Raw genomic sequence first — 16,463 nt, forward strand, 5'->3', positions numbered from 1 at the left:
GTTCCGGCCACCGGGGAGCGATCCCGTCGGGGAGGGGGCTAGCGGCCCTCGCGCAGCCCCAGGACGTACGTCGCCGTCAGTGCGACCGCCCGGTCCTCGTCCCGTGACAGCTCGGCGAGGGCGCCGGAGGCCGCGGCGCCCGGGATGTCCGCGAGCGCCTGGGTGAGGCGTCGGCGCGCGGGTGGAGCGGTCGTGGCGTGGGAGAGGCGGGCGACCAGGGCGGCGGCGATCCGGTCCGCGCGGTCCGCGTGGGCGGGGTCGGACGCCAGGGCGCTGAGCGCGTCGGCCGCGTCGGCGTCGTTGCGCTCCTCGACCACCATGTCGACGAGGGTCGGGACCGCCTCCGGCACTCCCCGCGCGCCGAGCGCCAGGGCCGCGTACGCCCGGACCACCGGGTCCGGGTGGGCGAGGGCGTCCCGGAGCAGGGCGGTCGCCCCGGCGTCCGGGAGCTCGGCCAGGGCGCGGACGGCCCGCTTCCGTACGGTGGCCCGGGGAGCGTCGAGGCCCTCCGCGAGCAGGGGTGCCGCCGCCTCGCCGGCCCGGGCCAGGGCCCAGTGGAGGGCGCCGGCCACGATCGGGTCGGGCTCGCCCAGGACGGCCTCGGCCAGGGCCTCCACCGGTACGGGGGCCTCGTCGGCGGCGGACACCGACGACAGGGCCGCGCTCTGGCGGGTCTCCGGGCTCTTCGAGGTCAGCGCCTGGAGGAGGGCGGTGATCCGCAGGACCTCCTCCCACCCGGCCGGTTCCGCCGCGCCGATCCGGCGCAGCCGCGTCAGCAGTTCGGTCTCCGCCGCGATGCGCTCGCGGGTCCGGCGCACGAGGTCGTCGACGAGCCCGGCGGGCGCGAAGCCGGGGTCGTCGAGCGCGCGCCCGACATCGCGCAGCGAGAGGCCGAGCGAGCGCAGGCTCTCGATGTGGAAGACGCGCCGGATGTTCTCGTCGGAGTACTCGCGGTACCCGGAGCCGCTGCGTCCGGTCGGGCGGACCAGGCCCAGCGACTCGTAGTGCCGGAGCATCCGGGCGCTGACCCCGGACCGCCGCGCGACCTCGCCGATCAGCACCGCCTACCGTCCTCCCTGGCCCTCCCCGCCGAGGGCCACGACGCGCTTCGCCTCCTCGATCGCGAACTCGAACCCGGCCTCCGGGTCCCGCCACAGGGCCTCCGTGGCGAGCGCGTGTGCCCGCACCTCCGGGTCGGGGTGCGTCGCCGCGGTGCCCAGCGCCGGCAGCATGGCCTCCCCGAGTGCGATCAGGGCCCGGCTGAGGCTCAGGCGCGTCTCGCGCCGCCCGCGCCCGAGCTGCGTCGCCAACCCTACGGCCAGCGCGGGTTCCTCACCTTCCGGTACGAGGACGACCGCCGCCCGCCAGGCGCTGCGGGCGACCTCGTCGTCGGGGTCGGAGAGGAGGGCCGGGGTGATCGCCGGCCAGGCCCGCCGGTCGCCGATCTTGGAGAGGGTGTGCAGGGCCTGGCTGCGGGCCTGGGCACGGTCCGAGCGCACCTCGGCGACCAGTGCCGGGACCGTCGCCGCGGCCGCGTGGCGGGTGAGTGCCCAGGTCAGCATCTCGCGCACGGAGAAGTCGGGCTCGATGGCGCAGCGGCCGACGAGGGTGCCGACGTCGGCCGGGTCCGGGGTCGTGCCGACGGTCAGGGCCGTGCGGAGCCGGACCGACGGGTCGTCGTGCGCCAGCCCGTGCAGGGTGCGTGTCGTGGTCATGGGGGCCACCTCCTCGGCCACAGTGAAGGGCTTGTCACCGTGTCAAGGTCAAGCGGAACCCCTCTCGGCCCCGGCCGAGGGGGACTAGTCGATGTGGACTATCTGGAAGGCCTCCGCCATCCGTCCCGCCGGCAGCCCGCCCGCCGTCGCGTGCTCGCTGAGCCAGTCGCGCAGCAGCCCGGACAGGTCGTCGAAGTGGGCGGTCTGGGAGGTGTGGATGCGCAGGGCCTCGACCTTGCGGTCGAAGACGGGGGTGACGTCCACGTACTGGTTCGGGGTCGGGCCCGTCATCAGCCAGAGCTCGTGGACCGTCCACGGCTCCAGACCCTCCTCCTTGAGGAGTTGGGGGTGGGCGAAGGGGTTGCGGGCCTCGGGGTAGATCGCGCGCAGACAGGCGTCGCCGACGGCGCGGTGGTCGGGGTGGAGGTCGGCCACGCGGGCCCAGTTGATCTCGGGCGACGGGATGATCGCGCGCTGCGGGCGCACCTCGCGGATGACCCGGCACAGGTCGCGGCGCAGGTCGACGGAGGCCTCGACGAAACTGTCGGGGTAGCCGAGGAAACGGACGTCTGCGACGCCGCTGAGTTTCGCCGAGTGGACCTGCTCGGCGCGGCGCAGGTCCGCCATGGCCTGGCGGGGGAGCGCCTCGTCGTAACCGCCCGCGCCGCCGTCGGTGACGATGCAGTAGGTGACGCGGGTGCCGCGTTCGATCCACTGCATCACCGTGCCGCTGACGCAGAACTCGATGTCGTCCGGGTGCGCCGCCACCACCAGCAGGGATTCCGGTGCGCTGCGGACGGTCGGGTCGGTCGTCTCGAAGTCCTCCATGAGGCCAGCCTCTTGGTGCGGCGGGGGCGTCGCAAGGCCAAGTCGTGGCGTGAACAGGACATGGCACTTACGCGCCATTCAAAAAGTTGGTAGATTCAAATCATTGGGTGTTCCACGTGAACAGAGACTGGTAGAGAGTCAGAGAGATCCGGAGGCGACCGCCATGTGCAGGATTCTCGGCACCATCGCCGCGGGTGCGGCGCGACCCGACCCCGCCGAGCTCGCGGCGGTCTCGGGCCGGCAGCGGCACGGCGGCCCCGACGAGCACCAGATCCTCAGCGGCCCCGGCTGGTCGCTCGGCTGCGACCGGCTCGCCGTCACCGACCCCTGCGGCGGACGGCAGCCCTACCGACTGCCCCACCTGCCCGGGATCCTCGCCGTGCTCAACGGCGAGATCTACAACCACACCGAGCTGCGCCGCCGCCTCGCCGCGCGCGGCCACCGCTTCCCCGACCGCTGCGACGGCACGCTGCTGCCCGCGCTGTACGCCGAGTACGGGCCCGCCTTCGCCGAGCACCTCGACGGCATGTTCGCCGTCGCGATCCTCGACCTGCGCCCCGGCAGCGCCCAACTCGTCCTCGCCGTCGACGACATGGGCATGAAGCCCGTCCACCTCCACCACGACCCGTACGACGGCTCCACCCGCTTCGCCTCCGAGATCCCCGCACTGCTCGCCTTCGAGGGCGTGCGGATCGCCCCGCGCGAGGACGCCCTCGACACCGTCCTCGCCACCCGCACCTCCTTCTCCGCGCGCACCGCCCTCGAAGGCATCGAGGTCCTGCCGCCCGGCGCGACGGCGCTCGTCCGGCCCGGCTGCGCCCCCGTCGTACGGCGGCGCCCCGCGCACGCCGCGCGGCCGCTCGGCGACACCCAGGACGTGCTGCGGCACGAGGTGCGCCGGCTCGCCACCGCCGACGTGCCCGTCTGCGCGGTCACCAGCGGCGGGCTCGACTCCGGGCTGATCACCGCGCTCGCCGCCGAGCACGCCCGCGAGACGGACGCGCCGCCGCTGCACACCTTCCACCTCACCTACCGCGGCAAGTGGCCCGACTCCGAGGCGGCGTACGCGCGTTCCGTCGCGCGGCGGGCCCGGACCGTGCACCACGAGGTCGTCGTCGACCCCGACGAGATCCCCTCGCTGCTCACCCGTACCGTGCGGCACCTCGGGCAGCCCAACGCCGATCCGATCGCGCTCTCCACGTACGCGCTCTTCCGCGCCGTCCGCGAGAACGGCTTCACCGTCGCGCTCACCGGCGACGGGGCCGACGAGCTCTTCGGCGGGTACGACCGGATGCGGGCCGCGCTCACGGCGCCGCCCGGCATCGACTGGGCCGGCGCGTACGCCGACGCGCTCTCCGCCGCGCCCCGGCTGCTGCGGGAGCACCTGTACACGTCCTCGTACGCCGCGTACATCGCCGACCACGGTTCGGCGGCCGACCGCATCGAGCAGGAACTGCGTTCGGCCGACGCGGCCGGGGGCGACCGGGTGACCGCGCTCAGCGCCTTCGAGACGCGGTGGCGGCTGCCCGCGTACCACCTGCGGCGGGTGGACCACCTGTCGATGGCGTGGGCCGTGGAGGCGCGCATGCCGTTCTGCCAGCCCGGGGTGGTCACGCACGCCCGTGCGCTGCCGGCCGCGGCGCGGCACGGGAAGCCGGCGCTGTACGAGGCGGGGGCGGAGCTCCTTCCCGCGGCGGTCCTCAACCGGCCCAAGCAGCCCTTCACGCTGCCGGTGGCGGCGATGCTCTCCCCCGGCGGGCCCTTGCTGGACACCGTCCGCGAACTCCTCTCCCCGGCCCGCCTGGTGCTCGGCGGCAAGATCCGCGCCGACCGCGTCCAGAGGCTCCTCAACCGCCACCTGGAGCGTCCCAACCAGCGCGTGGCGATGGCGCTCTGGGGTCTGGCGGTCCACGAGCTGTGGACGGAAGTCGTCCAGGGCATGCGCATCCCGGTGGGCTGTGCGGCCTGACCCCCCGGGCCGTCACCGCCCCGGCCCCCGCCCACAGGAACCACCCCCGCCCGGGCCCGGGCCCGCGTCCCCCGTTGTGGGGCCCGGCCCCCGCCCGCAGGAGCCGCCCCCGCCCCCGCCCCCGCCCCCGCCCGGGCCCGCGTCCCCCGTTGTGGGCATTCGTTCCGCTGGGGCGGAACGGGTGGGCACAACGGACGGCGCCCTTGCGGGCGCCTCCGCCCCCGTCACCCCGCCACCAGCACCCGCACCGTCCTCGTGCGCACCGCAGCGACAAGGAGCGGGGGCGCCGCTGAGCGCGCCGTCCCGTGTGCCCACCCGTCCCGCCCTGCGGGACGATTGCCCACACGGGGGTGGACGAGGTGCGCCGCCGCGCGGGGCCGCGGCAGCGGGGCGTGAGGGGACGGGGCGCGAGCCCGCAATGGCGGGGCGTGAGGGGACGGGGTGCGAGCCTGCAACGGCGGGGCGTGAGGGGGCGGGGTGCGAGCCTGCAATGGCGGGGCGTGAGGGGGCGGGGCGCGAGCCCGCAACGGCGGGGCGCGAGAGGACAGGGCGCGAGGGCGCCCGCACCGTCCCCGTCACCGTCGTCCGGGCCGAAGACGCCCCCGGCCCCACCCTCGTCGTCCGGCTCGACCACCTCCCCCCGGGCGCCCTCGCCCTCGGCCACGAGCTGGCGGAGCTGCGCCGCGCGCTGCGCGGCAGCCCGTACGCCCGGGTCAACAAGATCGCCGTCTACGGGAGTTCGTCCCGGCGCGACGTCGATCTCGACTACCGCTTCGTCCAGGCCCTCCCCGACGGCCGGTTCGACTTCCGTACGGGGTGCGGGCATTCACTGCTCGCGTGCGTCGTCGCGGAGGGGCGGGCCGGGGCCGTCACCGTGCGGGCGGTGACGACGGGGGACACCGTGCGCGTGGAGGAGGAGAACGGCGACGGCGACGCGCGCGCGTTGTACTTCCTGCGGGCGCCCACCGCCGCCGGGACCCTGCCCACCGGGCGTCCCGTGGACGAGCTGCTCGGCGTCCCCGTCTCCCTCGTCCGGTACGGGAACCCGTACGTCTTCGTCGACGCCCGCCACGTGGAGGCGGAGGAGGACGCCGAGGAGGCGCTGCTGCGGCTCCGGGGAGAGGCCGCCCGCCTGCTCGGATACGCCCCGCACTCCCCGTTGCCGAAGATCGCCGCGTTCCGGGCCGAGCCCGGAGGGCTCTTCGTGCGGGCCCTCACCGTCGGCGGCTGGCACCCCCGCCTCGCGCTCACGGGCGCCGCCGCCCTCGCCGCCGCGGCCGCCCTCGACGGCACTGTCGTGCCGGGGGACGCGGGCGGTACGGTCAGGACGCCCGGTGGTGTCGTCACCGTCTCCACGGGGCCCGACCGGGTCGGCGTGCACCACAAGCGGGCCCGCGTCCTCGACCGCCTCGAACTGCCCTGGCGTATCCACGCAACGGCGTGAACGCGCACCCCGCCGAACGGGCGGTCCCCCGCGAACCTCTGTCACGCTGAATTAGGACCGGCAATCGGTGGCACGCCGTATCGGATTCGTGTCCGTGCCGTGGTCCGTGCGTATCCGTGGCGTATCCGTGGGGAGAGCAGACACACATGAAATTCGAGAATCTGCGTGTCGTCGTGACCGGCGCGTCCCGCTATTTCGGCCGCGCCCTCGCCGTCGGATTCGCCCATCTCGGCGCCGAGGTCTACGTGTCGGCCCGCACCGTCGAGGCCGCCGAGCGCACCCGCGCCGAGGTGATGGGCTCGGCCCGTGACCGCATCCACGCCTTCGGCTGCGACCTGAGCCGCCCCGCCGAGATCCGGGAGTTCGCGGCCCGGGTCGGCGAGCGCACCGACCGGGTCGACCTCCTGGTCAACAACGGGGCCCGCTGGCTGGACGGGATGGACCTGGAGGCCGCCAGCGACGCCGAGATCGTCGAGACGATCGAGTCGACGGCCGGCGGCACCGTCCTGATGGTGAAGCACTTCCTGCCGCTGCTGCGCGGCTCGCTGCGCCCCGACATCGTCAACATGGTCGCCGTGCGCGACGCCGAGGGCGCCTCCGCGGGCGCCGCGCACGAGGCGTTCTGGACGGCGAAGAGCGCGCAGGCGGGATTCGCCGACATCCTCTCCCGGCGCCTGCGGCCCTCCGGGGTGCGGGTGTTCTCGCTCTACCCGCCGGACTTCTCGACCTCCGACCCGCGTTTCGCGGAATGGGACGGTTCGAATCCCGACGGAATAGCCCCCGACGAGAAGCTGACCACCCAGGCGCTCTTCGAATGCATCGTGTACGCCGTCGAACAGCCCCGTGACTGCTTCATCCGCTCCTTCCACTTCGAACCCCGCTGATCGAACCCCGCCGATCGAACCCCGCCGTCCGCGCACCCGCCGACCGCGGAACCGCCGCCGACCCGAACTCGCTGAAGCTCACCGCACCACAGCGTCAAGGAGGTCCCATGAGCACCCCCGTCTGGATCACCGCGACCCCTCCGGCCACCCATGGCGAACTGCACATCGGGCATCTCGCCGGCCCGTACGTCGCGGCCGACGTCCTCACCCGCTACCTGCGGGCCGAGGGCGAGCCGGTCCGGTTCACCACCGGTACCGCCGACCACGCCAGCTCGGTGGAGGTCAGAGCGCTGCGCCACAACCGCAAGCCGGAGGAGGTCGCCGAGGGCTACCGCGCGGCGATCACCGCGGACTGGCTGCGGTCCGGCGTCGAGTTCGACCACATCGTGCGGCCGCGCCGCGACAAGGGCTACGCACGCTGGGTGCAGGAGCTCTTCAGCCGCCTGTACGCGCAGGGGGTCATCGCCCCGCGCACCCGTCTGCTGCCGTACTGCGAGCCGTGCGAGCGGTGGCTGTACGGGGCGCACGTCACCGGCAGCTGCCCGCACTGCGGGGCCACCAGCGACGGCGGCATGTGCCACGAGTGCGCCCGCCCCAACGACGGCGGCGACCTTATCTCGCCGCGCTGCTCGCTGTGCGACACCCCGGCGCTCGCCAAGCGCTGCCGGCGGCTGTACGTACCCCTGGAGCCGTTCCGCGAGACCCTCGCCGAGTACTGGGCGGCGGCCGGGCTTCCGCCGCGGCTCGCCGCGCTGTGCGAGTCGCTGGTCGAGGACGGGCTGCCGGACATCGCCGTCGGGCACCCCGCCGAGTGGGGCCTGCCGGTGCCGGTGGAGGGCTTCCCGGACCACCGCATCGACGGCTGCTTCGAGGCCGCCGCCATGCACCTGTTCGGCTACGACACCAAGGGCCCGCTGCCCCGCCGCACCATCCACTTCTGCGGCTTCGGGCACGCCTTCTGCCACGCGGTGCTGCTGCCGGTGCTGCTGCTCGCGCAGGACGTGAAGCTGCCGCAGGAGTTCAACGTCAACGAGTCGTACATCGTGGAGGAGGGCGTCCGCGAAGGGAACGTGTGGGCGCTCGACCTGCTCACCGAGTACGGCTCCGACACGCTGCGCCGCCACGTCCTCCAGGCCCGCCCGACCGGCCGCAGGACCGTCTTCCAGCGCGACCGGCTCGCCGCCGCGCGCCTGGAGCTCGACGAGAACTGGAACAGCTGGCTGTCCCGGCTCTTCGCGTCCGTCCGCGAGGAGTGCGACGGGCTCGCCCCGCAGGCCATGCCCGGCGGCACCGGCTGGGAGATCCTGGAGCGCCGGCTGCACCGGGGCGTGGACGACCTGCGCGAGGCCTACGGCCCCGACGCGTTCGACCCGCGCCGCGCGGTGGCCGTGCTCGACGAGATGGTCCGCTCGGTCGCCGACTTCGGCTACGTCAACGCCCACGAGCGCTGCCGGCCCAGCAACTCCTGCCGTCACCTCCCGTCGCTCGCCGCCCAGCTGGCGGTGGCCTCCGCGCTGTCCGCGTGGTCGCGGCCGGTGATGCCGGAGGGCGCGGACCGGCTGGCGTCGGCGCTCCAGGTGGCGCAGGGACGCCCGGTCGACTGGTCGGCCCTGATCGCCCCGCTCCCGGGGACGCGGCTCGCGCCGCCCTCCGGTCCGGTCTACGGGTTCTGACGGACTCGCACCGGATTCCCGCGCCCACGACTACTAATCAGCTAAGTAACTCAGTAAACGAGTGCGTGAGAAACACGAGCAACGCAGTCCCCATCCCCGCCGCGTGACCGTGCGCGCGACGCGCAGGGACCACGCGGCCCTCCCCACAAGGAGCCCCCCGTGTCCCTGCGCGTCGCCATGCTCAGCGTCCACACCTCCCCGCTCCACCAGCCCGGAACCGGGGACGCCGGCGGAATGAACGTCTACATGGTCGAACTCTCCCGGGCCCTCGCCGAACAGGGCGTGGAGGTCGACCTGTTCACCCGCTGCCGCGGCGAGGGCCGGCCCGGCCTCGAAGACCTCGTGCCCGGCGTCCGGGTCCGGCACCTGCACGCGGGGCCCCGCCGGCCGCTGCCCAAGGAGGCCATGCCCGACCTGGTGGTGCCGTTCTCGCTGGCCCTGCTCAAGGAGCGCCGGCGCTACGACCTGGTCCACTCGCACTACTGGCTGTCGGGGCAGGCCGGGCGGATCGCCTCGTTCGGGTGGGGCATACCGCTGGTGCACACCGCGCACACCCTGGCCCTGGTCAAGAACGCGCACCTCGCGGACGGCGACCGTCCCGAGCCCGAGCTGCGGATCCGCGGCGAGCGCCAGGTGGTGGGCGACGCCGACCGGCTGATCGCCAACACGGCCGACGAGGCGGAGGCGCTGCGCACCCTGTACGGGGCGGCGCCGCCGCGCACCGAGGTGGTGCGGCCGGGGGTGGACCTGCGCACCTTCGGGCCGGGCGCGGGCCGGGCGGCGGCCCGGGCGAGGCTGGGCCTGCCGGCCGACGCCTTCGTCCCGCTGTACGCGGGGCGGATCCAGCCGCTGAAGGGGCCCGACGTCCTGGTGCGGGCCGTCGCCGAGCTGCTGCGGATGGCGCCGGAGCTGCGCCGGCGGCTGCTGGTGCCGGTGGTGGGCGGGCACTCGGGGGCGGGCGGGGAGGGCTCGATGTGGCGGCTCGCGGAGGAGCTGGGGGTCATGGACGTGCTCCAGGCCTGCCCTCCCGTACCGCAGGAGCGGCTGGCCGAGTGGTACCGGGCGGCGGACGTGCTCGTGGTGCCCTCGCGCTCGGAGTCCTTCGGGCTGGTGGCGCTGGAGGCGCAGGCCTGCGGGACGCCGGTGCTCGCGGCGGCGGTCGGCGGGCTGCCGACGGCGGTGTGGGACGGGGTGTCGGGGATGCTCGTGCGGGGGCACGACCCGGTGGAGTACGCCCGGCGGCTGCGGTGGCTCGCGGCGCACCCGCAGGCGCGGGTGTCGATGGGGGAGGCCGCGGTGCGGCACGCGCAGGGGATGAGCTGGCGCACCTCCGCCGCGCGGACGGTCGACGTCTACGAGGACGCGCTGGCGGGTGCGCTGAGCCGTGCGGGTGAGGTGGGGCAAGGGCGGCGGCACGCCCCTGCCCCGACGGCCCCTCTCTCCTGGAGGAACGAGAAGGCCGTGGTTCGAGTCTAGCATCTCTTTTGGTTCGACCAAAGGTTAGGGAAGCTCCGGATGCTCCAATTCCGTTGCCGGGGCGGCGCATTGACGCACTCACGCCATGGCGAGTGCACGCACAGAACAACTATGGATTCGCTTCCGGGGTCGGATCAGAATAGAGATGTCTTCAGGGAGCGCCCGGCGGCACGGGCCCCCAGAAGACGGAATTCACATTCCAACTCCTGGAGGAATCATGTTCGCTCAGCAGAACGCCGGTGTGCGCAAGACGGTCCGCCAGTTCGCCCTCGCCCTGGTCGCGTGTATGGCCGTCGCCGGCGGTGCGGCCCTCGCCACCGCCGACGACAGCGCCGCTGTCCAGCAGCAGCACGCCGGTGTCACGAACGAGTGGCCTTTCGCCACCCCCACCCCGGCCCCGCCCACCAACTGAATCCCCGCTGCCTCCCCCCGAATTCGGCAGCGAAAAGGCCCCGCAATCGACCTGCCACGATTGCGGGGCCTTTCTCCGTCCGTTCCCGGATCTCCGTCCGGTCCCGGGCGCCCTCCGTCCGTTCCCGGGCGTTCCCCGTCAGTCCAGCCAGCCCAGGCGTACCGCGCGCACGCCCGCCTCGAAGCGGCTCGACGCCCCCAATTCCTGCATGAGTTCGGAGAGCATGCGGCTCACCGTGCGCAGCGAGACGCCGAGGTTCCGGGCGATCTTCTCGTCCTTCATTCCGGTCGCCAGCATCTGCAGGGCGGCCCGCTGCTGCTCGGACAGGCCGTCGCCGCCGCGCTCGACGGAGGTCTCGTCGCCGTAGGGGGCGGCCGTGTGCCAGCAGTGCTCGTAGAGGCCCAGGTAGGAGCGGACGAGGGCGGAGCCGCGGGCCAGGATGGCGCCTTCGCGCCCGTCCTCGGGGCGGATCGGCAGCAGCGCGTACTGCTGGTCGGCGATCACCATGTTCATCGGCACCGACCGGGCGACCTTGATCTCCACGCCCATCTCGATGCGCATGCGCAGCAGTTCGGCGACGTCCGGCAGGTCGGCGTGGGCGCGGGAGTAGATGGCGCGGACCCGCACGCCGTTCTCCAGCTGGCGCCGGTCCCGGTCCAGGGTCCGCGCCTGCGCCTGGCGGCTCGGGCCGCCCGGGTGCATCGAGGCGGAGCTCTCCTGGATGACGTCGGTGATGTCCTCCAGCGTCTGCTGGATCCTGCGGTAGTCGGTGAGCGCCTCGACCTCGACCTCGGAGCCCGCCAGGGCGCTCGCCCGCAGAAACGTGCCGGCCAGCGTCTCCAGGGTGCTGAACGCCCGGTCCGCCTCGGCCAGGTGCTCCCGCAGCCGGGCCCGCTCCCGGTCCAGGAGGCGCAGCAGGGCGATCTCCGGGGCGACGGACGCCACCGTGTCGGCGTCCGGCCGCCACGCGGCGTTGCGCACGTCGGTGACGGTGGCGTGGGTGCTGTTCGTCGGCACGATCAGGCCCAGCGCGATCAGTTCGGCCCGACATCGCTCGTACTCCGCGGGCGCGAAACCTAACGCGCCCGCGGCCTCGGTGAAGCTGGACGCACCTCGTCTGCGCAGTTCCTGATAGAGGGTCACCAGCTGGCCGGTCGCCGTGCGGCCCTCCGTGCCGTCGCCCGTCGTGACCATGGCGAACCACCCCCCTATCGTCGCAAATCGATCGTGCCGACCGTCCAGGCTACGCGGTGTGCTTGTGCGTCTCGCCGTCCAGGAGGCCGAGCCGGGCGGCCTTCACGCCCGCCTCGAAGCGGCTGGCGGCGTCCAGTTCCTGCATCACCTCGGAGATCAGCCGGCTCACCGTGCGCAGCGAGACGCCCAGGTTGCGCGCGACCTGCTCGTCCTTGATCCCGGAGGCGAGCATCCGCAGCGCGGCCCGCTGCTGCTCGGACAGTCCGTCGCCGCCGTGCTCGGCGGGCTCCTCGTGGCCGTACGGGGTGGCGGCGTGCCAGCAGTACCCGTACAGGGCCCGGTAGGAGCGGACCAGGCCGGGGCCGCGGGCCAGGATGGCGGCCGACTCGGGGTCGTGGGGGTCGGTGGGCAGCAGGGCGAAGTTGTCGTCGGCGAGGACCATGTTCATGGGGACGACGGGGGACAGGCGCACCTCGACGCCGAGCGCGGTGCGTTCGGCCAGGTGCTGGACCATCTCCGGTACGGCGCCCACGCGTTGGCTGTACATGGCGTGCACGCGCACCCCGCGCGCCACCCGGCGGCGGTCCCACTCCAGCTCCAGCGCCATCTCCTCGCGCCGTACCGCGCCGGTGAGCATGGAGTGGACGGAGTCGCGGACGGTCTCCGTCAGGTCGGCCAGCTCGCGGCGGACCTGGGCGGGGTCGTCGACGATCTCCACCTCGACCTCGGAGCCGGGTTCGAGGCCGGCCCGCAGAAACGGTCCCGCGAGGGTTTCCAGGGTGGTGTGGGCGCGGCTGGTCTCGGCCAGCCGGGCCTCCAGCCGGTCCCGCTCGTGCTGGAGCAGGTGGAGCAGGGCGATGTCGGGGGCGACGACGACGGGGGCGGGCCGCTCGGGAGTGATGTGCCCGTGGTCGAGCAGGCCGAGGGCGATCAGCTCGTCGCGGCAGCGCTCGCGCTCGGTGTCGGTCAGTTCGAGGCGGCGTGCGACGGCGTCGAAGGGGTCACCCGGGGTGGCACGAAGGGCCTGGTAGAGAGTGAGGGCCTGTTCGCTTCCCGCCCGCGCTCCGGCGGCGTTTTTGGACACGGCGCAGCAGACTCCCCTCGGATCGCGCGGATCCCGTTGAAACGCCCCGCTCGACCCTGCCACAAATTCGAACGCGACGCACGGTGTTCAAGCGCTTTCAGCGCGAACGGTGCTCTTTCTCGCAGTCGGGGCAAACACCCTTGAAGACCACCTCGGCGTCGCTCATCCGCCACTGCGGCAGACTGCCGCGCGGCGGGGCGGGGGCGGTCGTGTCCACGTTCTCCACCCGGCCGCACTCGACGCACAGGGCGTGCTGGTGCGGCGGGCCGGACACCTCGAACACGGCCGGGAGTCCGGGGCGGTCGAACTTGCTGACCAGGCCCGTCTCCTGGAAGTGGCGCAGCATCTCGTACACGGCCTGGCTGGTCAGGGTGCCGAGCCGCTCACGGGCGGTCGCGGTGATCGCCTCGACGTCGAGATGGCCGCCGGCGGCGAGCACGGTGAGCACCTCCAGGCGCGGTCCGGTGACCCGCAGACCGACGTCGCGCAGGCGCTGGATCACCGCCTCGCGGCCCGTCAGCTCTTCCACGACTGCCATCTTCTCCGCCCGCCACCTGGTCGGCCCAAACCTTTGTGGGCATCGTACCTCTTGGCCGTCCTTGTCGTCAGTGCCGTCATGGGTTCGGCCCCGTGCGCACCCGGGGCGGGCCCGGTCAGTCCTCGGTCCGGCAGACCAGCAGCACGCTCTCGGTCCGCTCGTCGATCCGGTGCCGCCGCCGGCCCTCGATGTGCAGGCCCGCCGAGTGCAGCTCGGCCGCCAGGTGCTCGCCGTCGACGATCCACTTGTCGGTGGTCAGCACGACCCGCTCGGTGGACAGCTTGCCGGTGCGTGCCGTGTAGTACGTGATCCGCTCGCTCATCGCGCGCAGGTCGAAGACCTGCCGGGCCACCACCCACTCGTCGATCCCGTCGAAGCGCGGCACCTGGAAGGCCCAGGTCCGCTGCGGTTCCGCGATCAGTCCCGGTGCCAGGTGCGCCGTGTAGTCGAGCGCGAGCGCTCCGCCCGCCCCCAGGTGCGAGGCGATCTCGCGCAGCAGCCGGGGCCGTGCGCGGGGCGGCACGGCGGAGACCATCGCGCCGGCGAGCAGCGCCAGCCGGTAGTCGCCGTCGAGCCGCAGCTCGGTGAGGTCGGCCCGGGTGGTCACGATCAGCTCGGCGACCTGCGGGCCGATGCGCCGGGCCCAGGACTCGAGGCGTTCCAGGGCGGGGCCGTCCCGGTCCACGGCCTCCACGGCGAAGCCGTGCCGGGCGAAGGGGACGGCGAGCCGTCCGGCGCCGGAGCCGAGATCGAGAACGGGGCCGCCGGTGGAGCGGGCGAGGCTGAGGTACCGGACGATGTCGGCGCTGTGCGGGCCGAGGAGCGCGTCGTAGAGCCAGACCGAGTCCTCGTCGCCGGGGGAGACCGATTCGAGTCCGGGAAGGGTGTCGGACTTGATGCGGATGCCGGCGCCGGGGGCGGGCAGTTCGAGGGCGTCGAGGGCGTCGAGCGTCTCGACGGAGATGCCGGGGCGGCCGTATCGGGACGGCAGGACCGGCGCGAGCGCTGCGGGCACAGCGGGCAGGGAAATGCCGCTCGGTGTGTGCATCGCTCCTCCAGGGGCTCGCTCGGTCCATGCCGTCCGGGCGAAGCTCCCGTGCCGCCGGGGCCGCGCCGCTGTGCTCCATCCTGACGGGGGACGGAGGGCCGATTCCAGCGGATCCGGGGGCGTGAACACGCGATGGCGTGTGTCTGCCACGAACGCGTGACCGAGGGCGGGAGGGCGGTGCGGGAAGGGCGGTGCTGGAGGGCGGTGCGGGGAGGAGCGTGGAGCGGAGGTGCCGGCAGGTGGCGCCGAGGAGGAGGGGTCAGAGCGCGCGGTTCAGGCGGGTGGGGCTCAGGGGGGCGAAGCCGAGCCGGTCGAAGAAGGGCAGCGAGGGGTCCTGCTCGCTGGGCAGGGTGACCCGCTGCTCGGTGGCGCCGAAGGAGACCATCCGTTCGCCGGCCGCCGTGAGGAGCGCCGTGCCCACGCCGCCGCGGCGGGCGCCGGGGACGACGGCGAGCGCGTAGATCTCCCCCTCGCCCGGCATCGGCACTCCGCCGGCCGCGACGCCGATCACCGTGCCGTCCGCGCCGGTCGCCACCAGCCAGCCGAGCCAGCCGGGTGCACCGCCGGGAATTTCAATTTCCGCGCGGATACGGGGAAGTGCGCATTGCGTGGCGACAAGGCGCCCGGTCGGCATTTCTCCGAGTATTTCCGTATAGCTACCCCGAATGGACTCGGCAAGCAGCCTGGATATCGTCGTCGCGTCCGCGGCGCCCGCCGCCCGCACGTCACCCAGCTGCATTGGTTCGTACCCTTCGACGTGCCCAGCTGAACGTCAACATACCCACAATAGCGGGGAATTCAGACGGCTGTGACCGATGTGAAATCTACGAATTCGCTTAGTATTTAATTGGGGAAGGAGCAGCAGGCGATGATCAGTGGCGAGGCGGCCAGTCCGGCCGTCGCGATCGTGAGCATCCCCCGCAGCACCGGGTGTCCGGCGCTGTGCGGCGTGAGGATGCGGCGCATGCGCAGCGCGGCCGACGGGCCGCCCGCCGCGAATGCCTCGCGCGGCGCCTTGCCGGAGGCGAGTGCGTACAGCGCGGTGGCGAGCGCGTCGCGCGAGCACCGGCGCAACGCCCGGTCGTCGGCGGCCATTTCGAGCAGCAGGGGCACCGCCGTGGCGCCGTGCCGGGCGAGCGGCAGGTGCGGGAACGCGGCGACGAACGACTCGGTCGCGGCGACCAGGATGTGGTGCCGCCCGGAGATGTGGGCCCGCTCGTGCGCGAGGGCGGCGGCGAGCTGCGGGGGCGTGAGGGTGCGCAGCGCCCCGGAGGAGACCACCACCCGGCGCGAGCGGCCGGGCAGGCAGTAGACGGCGGGGCGTTCGTGGTCCAGGACGGTCGCCCGCAGCTCCGGGTCGTACCGTCCGACGAGCCGCAGCGTCGCCGCGTGCCGCAGCCGCAGCCGCCGGGCCCGCAGCAGGGCGCGGGCGAATCCGGCGGCGGGCACGGCGAGCAGGCCGATCGCGATCGCGGCGGCGACGTACTCGCGCCGGTCGAGGTGGAGCAGCCGCTCGACGGGCGGCAGCTGGAGTGCGAACAGGGCGTCGCTCAACCGGTGTCCGGTCCGGATCGGCAGGATCAGCTGGGCGGACAGCAGGGCCACGCTGGAGGCGAAGAGCGCGCCGCTCGCGGCCCACACGGCGAGCGCCAGCCGCGGCACCTGCTGTGCCCAGCGGGCCCGCACCAGCAGCCACGGCACCAGGAGGCCGGTACAGAGGGCGAGTCCGAGCGGCGGGAGGGTGTGGTGGTTCATCGGTCCTCGCCGTGGGCGCGCCGGGCGGTGCGCAGGGCCGCGTCGAGGGCCGCCATGTCCTCGTCGGAGATGGTCTCCACGAAGCGCAGCAGTGCGGCGGGCCGGTCCTGGCTGTCGCCGAGCGCGTCCTGCATGAGGCCCGCGGTGTACTCCTCGCGGCTGCGGACGGGCTCGTACAGCCAGGCCCGGCCCGATTTCTCGCGGCGCAGCCAGCCCTTGCGGTGGAGTATGTCGGCGACCGTCATCACCGTGGTGTAGGCGACGCGGCGCCCCAGATTGATGTCCTCGACGATCTCGCGGACCGTCGCGGGCCGTTGCCAGGCCCACAGTCGGTCCATGATCTCGGCCTCCAGCTCTCCCAGCCGGCGCACGTGCATCCCCTCCCGTCACGGGCGGCTCATCGTACGGGCCGCCTCCCCCGCACAGATATACCCCCCAGGGGT

Annotated in this window: 16 protein-coding genes; 6 read left to right on the forward strand and 10 right to left on the reverse strand. The window is 73.8% G+C overall.

Translation table 11 applies throughout. From position 1 onward, the window contains the following. Positions 1 to 38: 38 nt before the first annotated feature. From OG309_RS20520 to OG309_RS20530, 3 genes are all read right to left on the reverse strand, one after another. Positions 39 to 1,061: a HEAT repeat domain-containing protein gene (locus OG309_RS20520; protein ID WP_329422849.1), complete on the reverse strand. Its 1,023-nt coding sequence runs from the start codon at positions 1,059 to 1,061 to the stop codon at positions 39 to 41. Positions 1,062 to 1,064: 3 nt separating this feature from the next. Next, positions 1,065 to 1,715 carry a HEAT repeat domain-containing protein gene (locus tag OG309_RS20525; protein WP_329422850.1) on the reverse strand — a complete coding sequence of 217 codons (651 nt, stop codon included), beginning with the start codon at positions 1,713 to 1,715 and terminating at the stop codon, positions 1,065 to 1,067. 84 nt (positions 1,716 to 1,799) lie between these two features. Continuing rightward, the gene (locus tag OG309_RS20530) at positions 1,800 to 2,543 is read right to left on the reverse strand and encodes a PIG-L deacetylase family protein (protein ID WP_329422852.1); all 744 of its coding nucleotides are present in this window, start codon (positions 2,541 to 2,543) and stop codon (positions 1,800 to 1,802) included. 163 nt (positions 2,544 to 2,706) lie between these two features. Here OG309_RS20530 and asnB point away from each other — a divergent pair, with 163 nt between their 5' ends. The 6 genes from asnB to OG309_RS20560 all read left to right on the forward strand — a co-directional run bounded on the left by asnB (position 2,707) and on the right by OG309_RS20560 (position 10,401). Then, positions 2,707 to 4,512 carry an asparagine synthase (glutamine-hydrolyzing) gene (asnB, locus tag OG309_RS20535; protein ID WP_329422854.1) on the forward strand — a complete coding sequence of 602 codons (1,806 nt, stop codon included), beginning with the start codon at positions 2,707 to 2,709 and terminating at the stop codon, positions 4,510 to 4,512. Between the two features lie 490 nt (positions 4,513 to 5,002). After that, complete coding sequence (locus OG309_RS20540) at positions 5,003 to 5,956, forward strand: hypothetical protein (protein ID WP_329422856.1); 954 nt, start codon at positions 5,003 to 5,005, stop codon at positions 5,954 to 5,956. Positions 5,957 to 6,102: 146 nt separating this feature from the next. Further along, positions 6,103 to 6,840: an SDR family oxidoreductase gene (locus OG309_RS20545; protein WP_329422858.1), complete on the forward strand. Its 738-nt coding sequence runs from the start codon at positions 6,103 to 6,105 to the stop codon at positions 6,838 to 6,840. A 107-nt stretch (positions 6,841 to 6,947) separates the two neighbouring features. Next, positions 6,948 to 8,513, forward strand: coding sequence for a class I tRNA ligase family protein (locus OG309_RS20550; protein ID WP_329422859.1), 1,566 nt, complete (start codon positions 6,948 to 6,950; stop codon positions 8,511 to 8,513). Between the two features lie 159 nt (positions 8,514 to 8,672). Beyond that, positions 8,673 to 9,989 carry a D-inositol-3-phosphate glycosyltransferase gene (mshA, locus tag OG309_RS20555; protein ID WP_443067585.1) on the forward strand — a complete coding sequence of 439 codons (1,317 nt, stop codon included), beginning with the start codon at positions 8,673 to 8,675 and terminating at the stop codon, positions 9,987 to 9,989. Between the two features lie 217 nt (positions 9,990 to 10,206). Beyond that, on the forward strand, positions 10,207 to 10,401 hold the full coding sequence (locus OG309_RS20560) for a hypothetical protein (RefSeq protein ID WP_329422860.1): 195 nt from the start codon (positions 10,207 to 10,209) through the stop codon (positions 10,399 to 10,401). A 138-nt stretch (positions 10,402 to 10,539) separates the two neighbouring features. On the opposite strand, the gene OG309_RS20565 is transcribed toward OG309_RS20560, so the two are convergent. The 7 genes from OG309_RS20565 to OG309_RS20595 all read right to left on the reverse strand — a co-directional run bounded on the left by OG309_RS20565 (position 10,540) and on the right by OG309_RS20595 (position 16,391). After that, positions 10,540 to 11,595, reverse strand: coding sequence for a helix-turn-helix transcriptional regulator (locus OG309_RS20565; protein WP_329422861.1), 1,056 nt, complete (start codon positions 11,593 to 11,595; stop codon positions 10,540 to 10,542). 49 nt (positions 11,596 to 11,644) lie between these two features. Beyond that, positions 11,645 to 12,679, reverse strand: a complete 1,035-nt coding sequence (locus OG309_RS20570) for a helix-turn-helix domain-containing protein (RefSeq protein ID WP_329422862.1) — start codon at positions 12,677 to 12,679, stop codon at positions 11,645 to 11,647. A gap of 97 nt (positions 12,680 to 12,776) precedes the next feature. Continuing rightward, positions 12,777 to 13,217, reverse strand: a complete 441-nt coding sequence (locus OG309_RS20575; protein ID WP_329422864.1) for a Fur family transcriptional regulator — start codon at positions 13,215 to 13,217, stop codon at positions 12,777 to 12,779. Positions 13,218 to 13,332: 115 nt separating this feature from the next. Beyond that, entirely contained in the window at positions 13,333 to 14,232 is a 900-nt protein-coding gene (locus OG309_RS20580) for an SAM-dependent methyltransferase (RefSeq protein ID WP_329422865.1), read from the reverse strand. A 292-nt stretch (positions 14,233 to 14,524) separates the two neighbouring features. Then, on the reverse strand, positions 14,525 to 14,899 hold the full coding sequence (locus OG309_RS20585) for a GNAT family N-acetyltransferase (protein WP_329422866.1): 375 nt from the start codon (positions 14,897 to 14,899) through the stop codon (positions 14,525 to 14,527). A gap of 209 nt (positions 14,900 to 15,108) precedes the next feature. Beyond that, on the reverse strand, positions 15,109 to 16,020 hold the full coding sequence (locus tag OG309_RS20590) for a M56 family metallopeptidase (protein WP_329422868.1): 912 nt from the start codon (positions 16,018 to 16,020) through the stop codon (positions 15,109 to 15,111). Next, positions 16,017 to 16,391: a BlaI/MecI/CopY family transcriptional regulator gene (locus tag OG309_RS20595; protein WP_046906644.1), complete on the reverse strand. Its 375-nt coding sequence runs from the start codon at positions 16,389 to 16,391 to the stop codon at positions 16,017 to 16,019. Before OG309_RS20595 ends, OG309_RS20590 begins: the two co-directional genes overlap by 4 nt. Positions 16,392 to 16,463: the final 72 nt, after the last annotated feature.

Source organism: Streptomyces sp. NBC_01268 (assembly GCF_036240795.1).
Classification (GTDB): domain Bacteria; phylum Actinomycetota; class Actinomycetes; order Streptomycetales; family Streptomycetaceae; genus Streptomyces.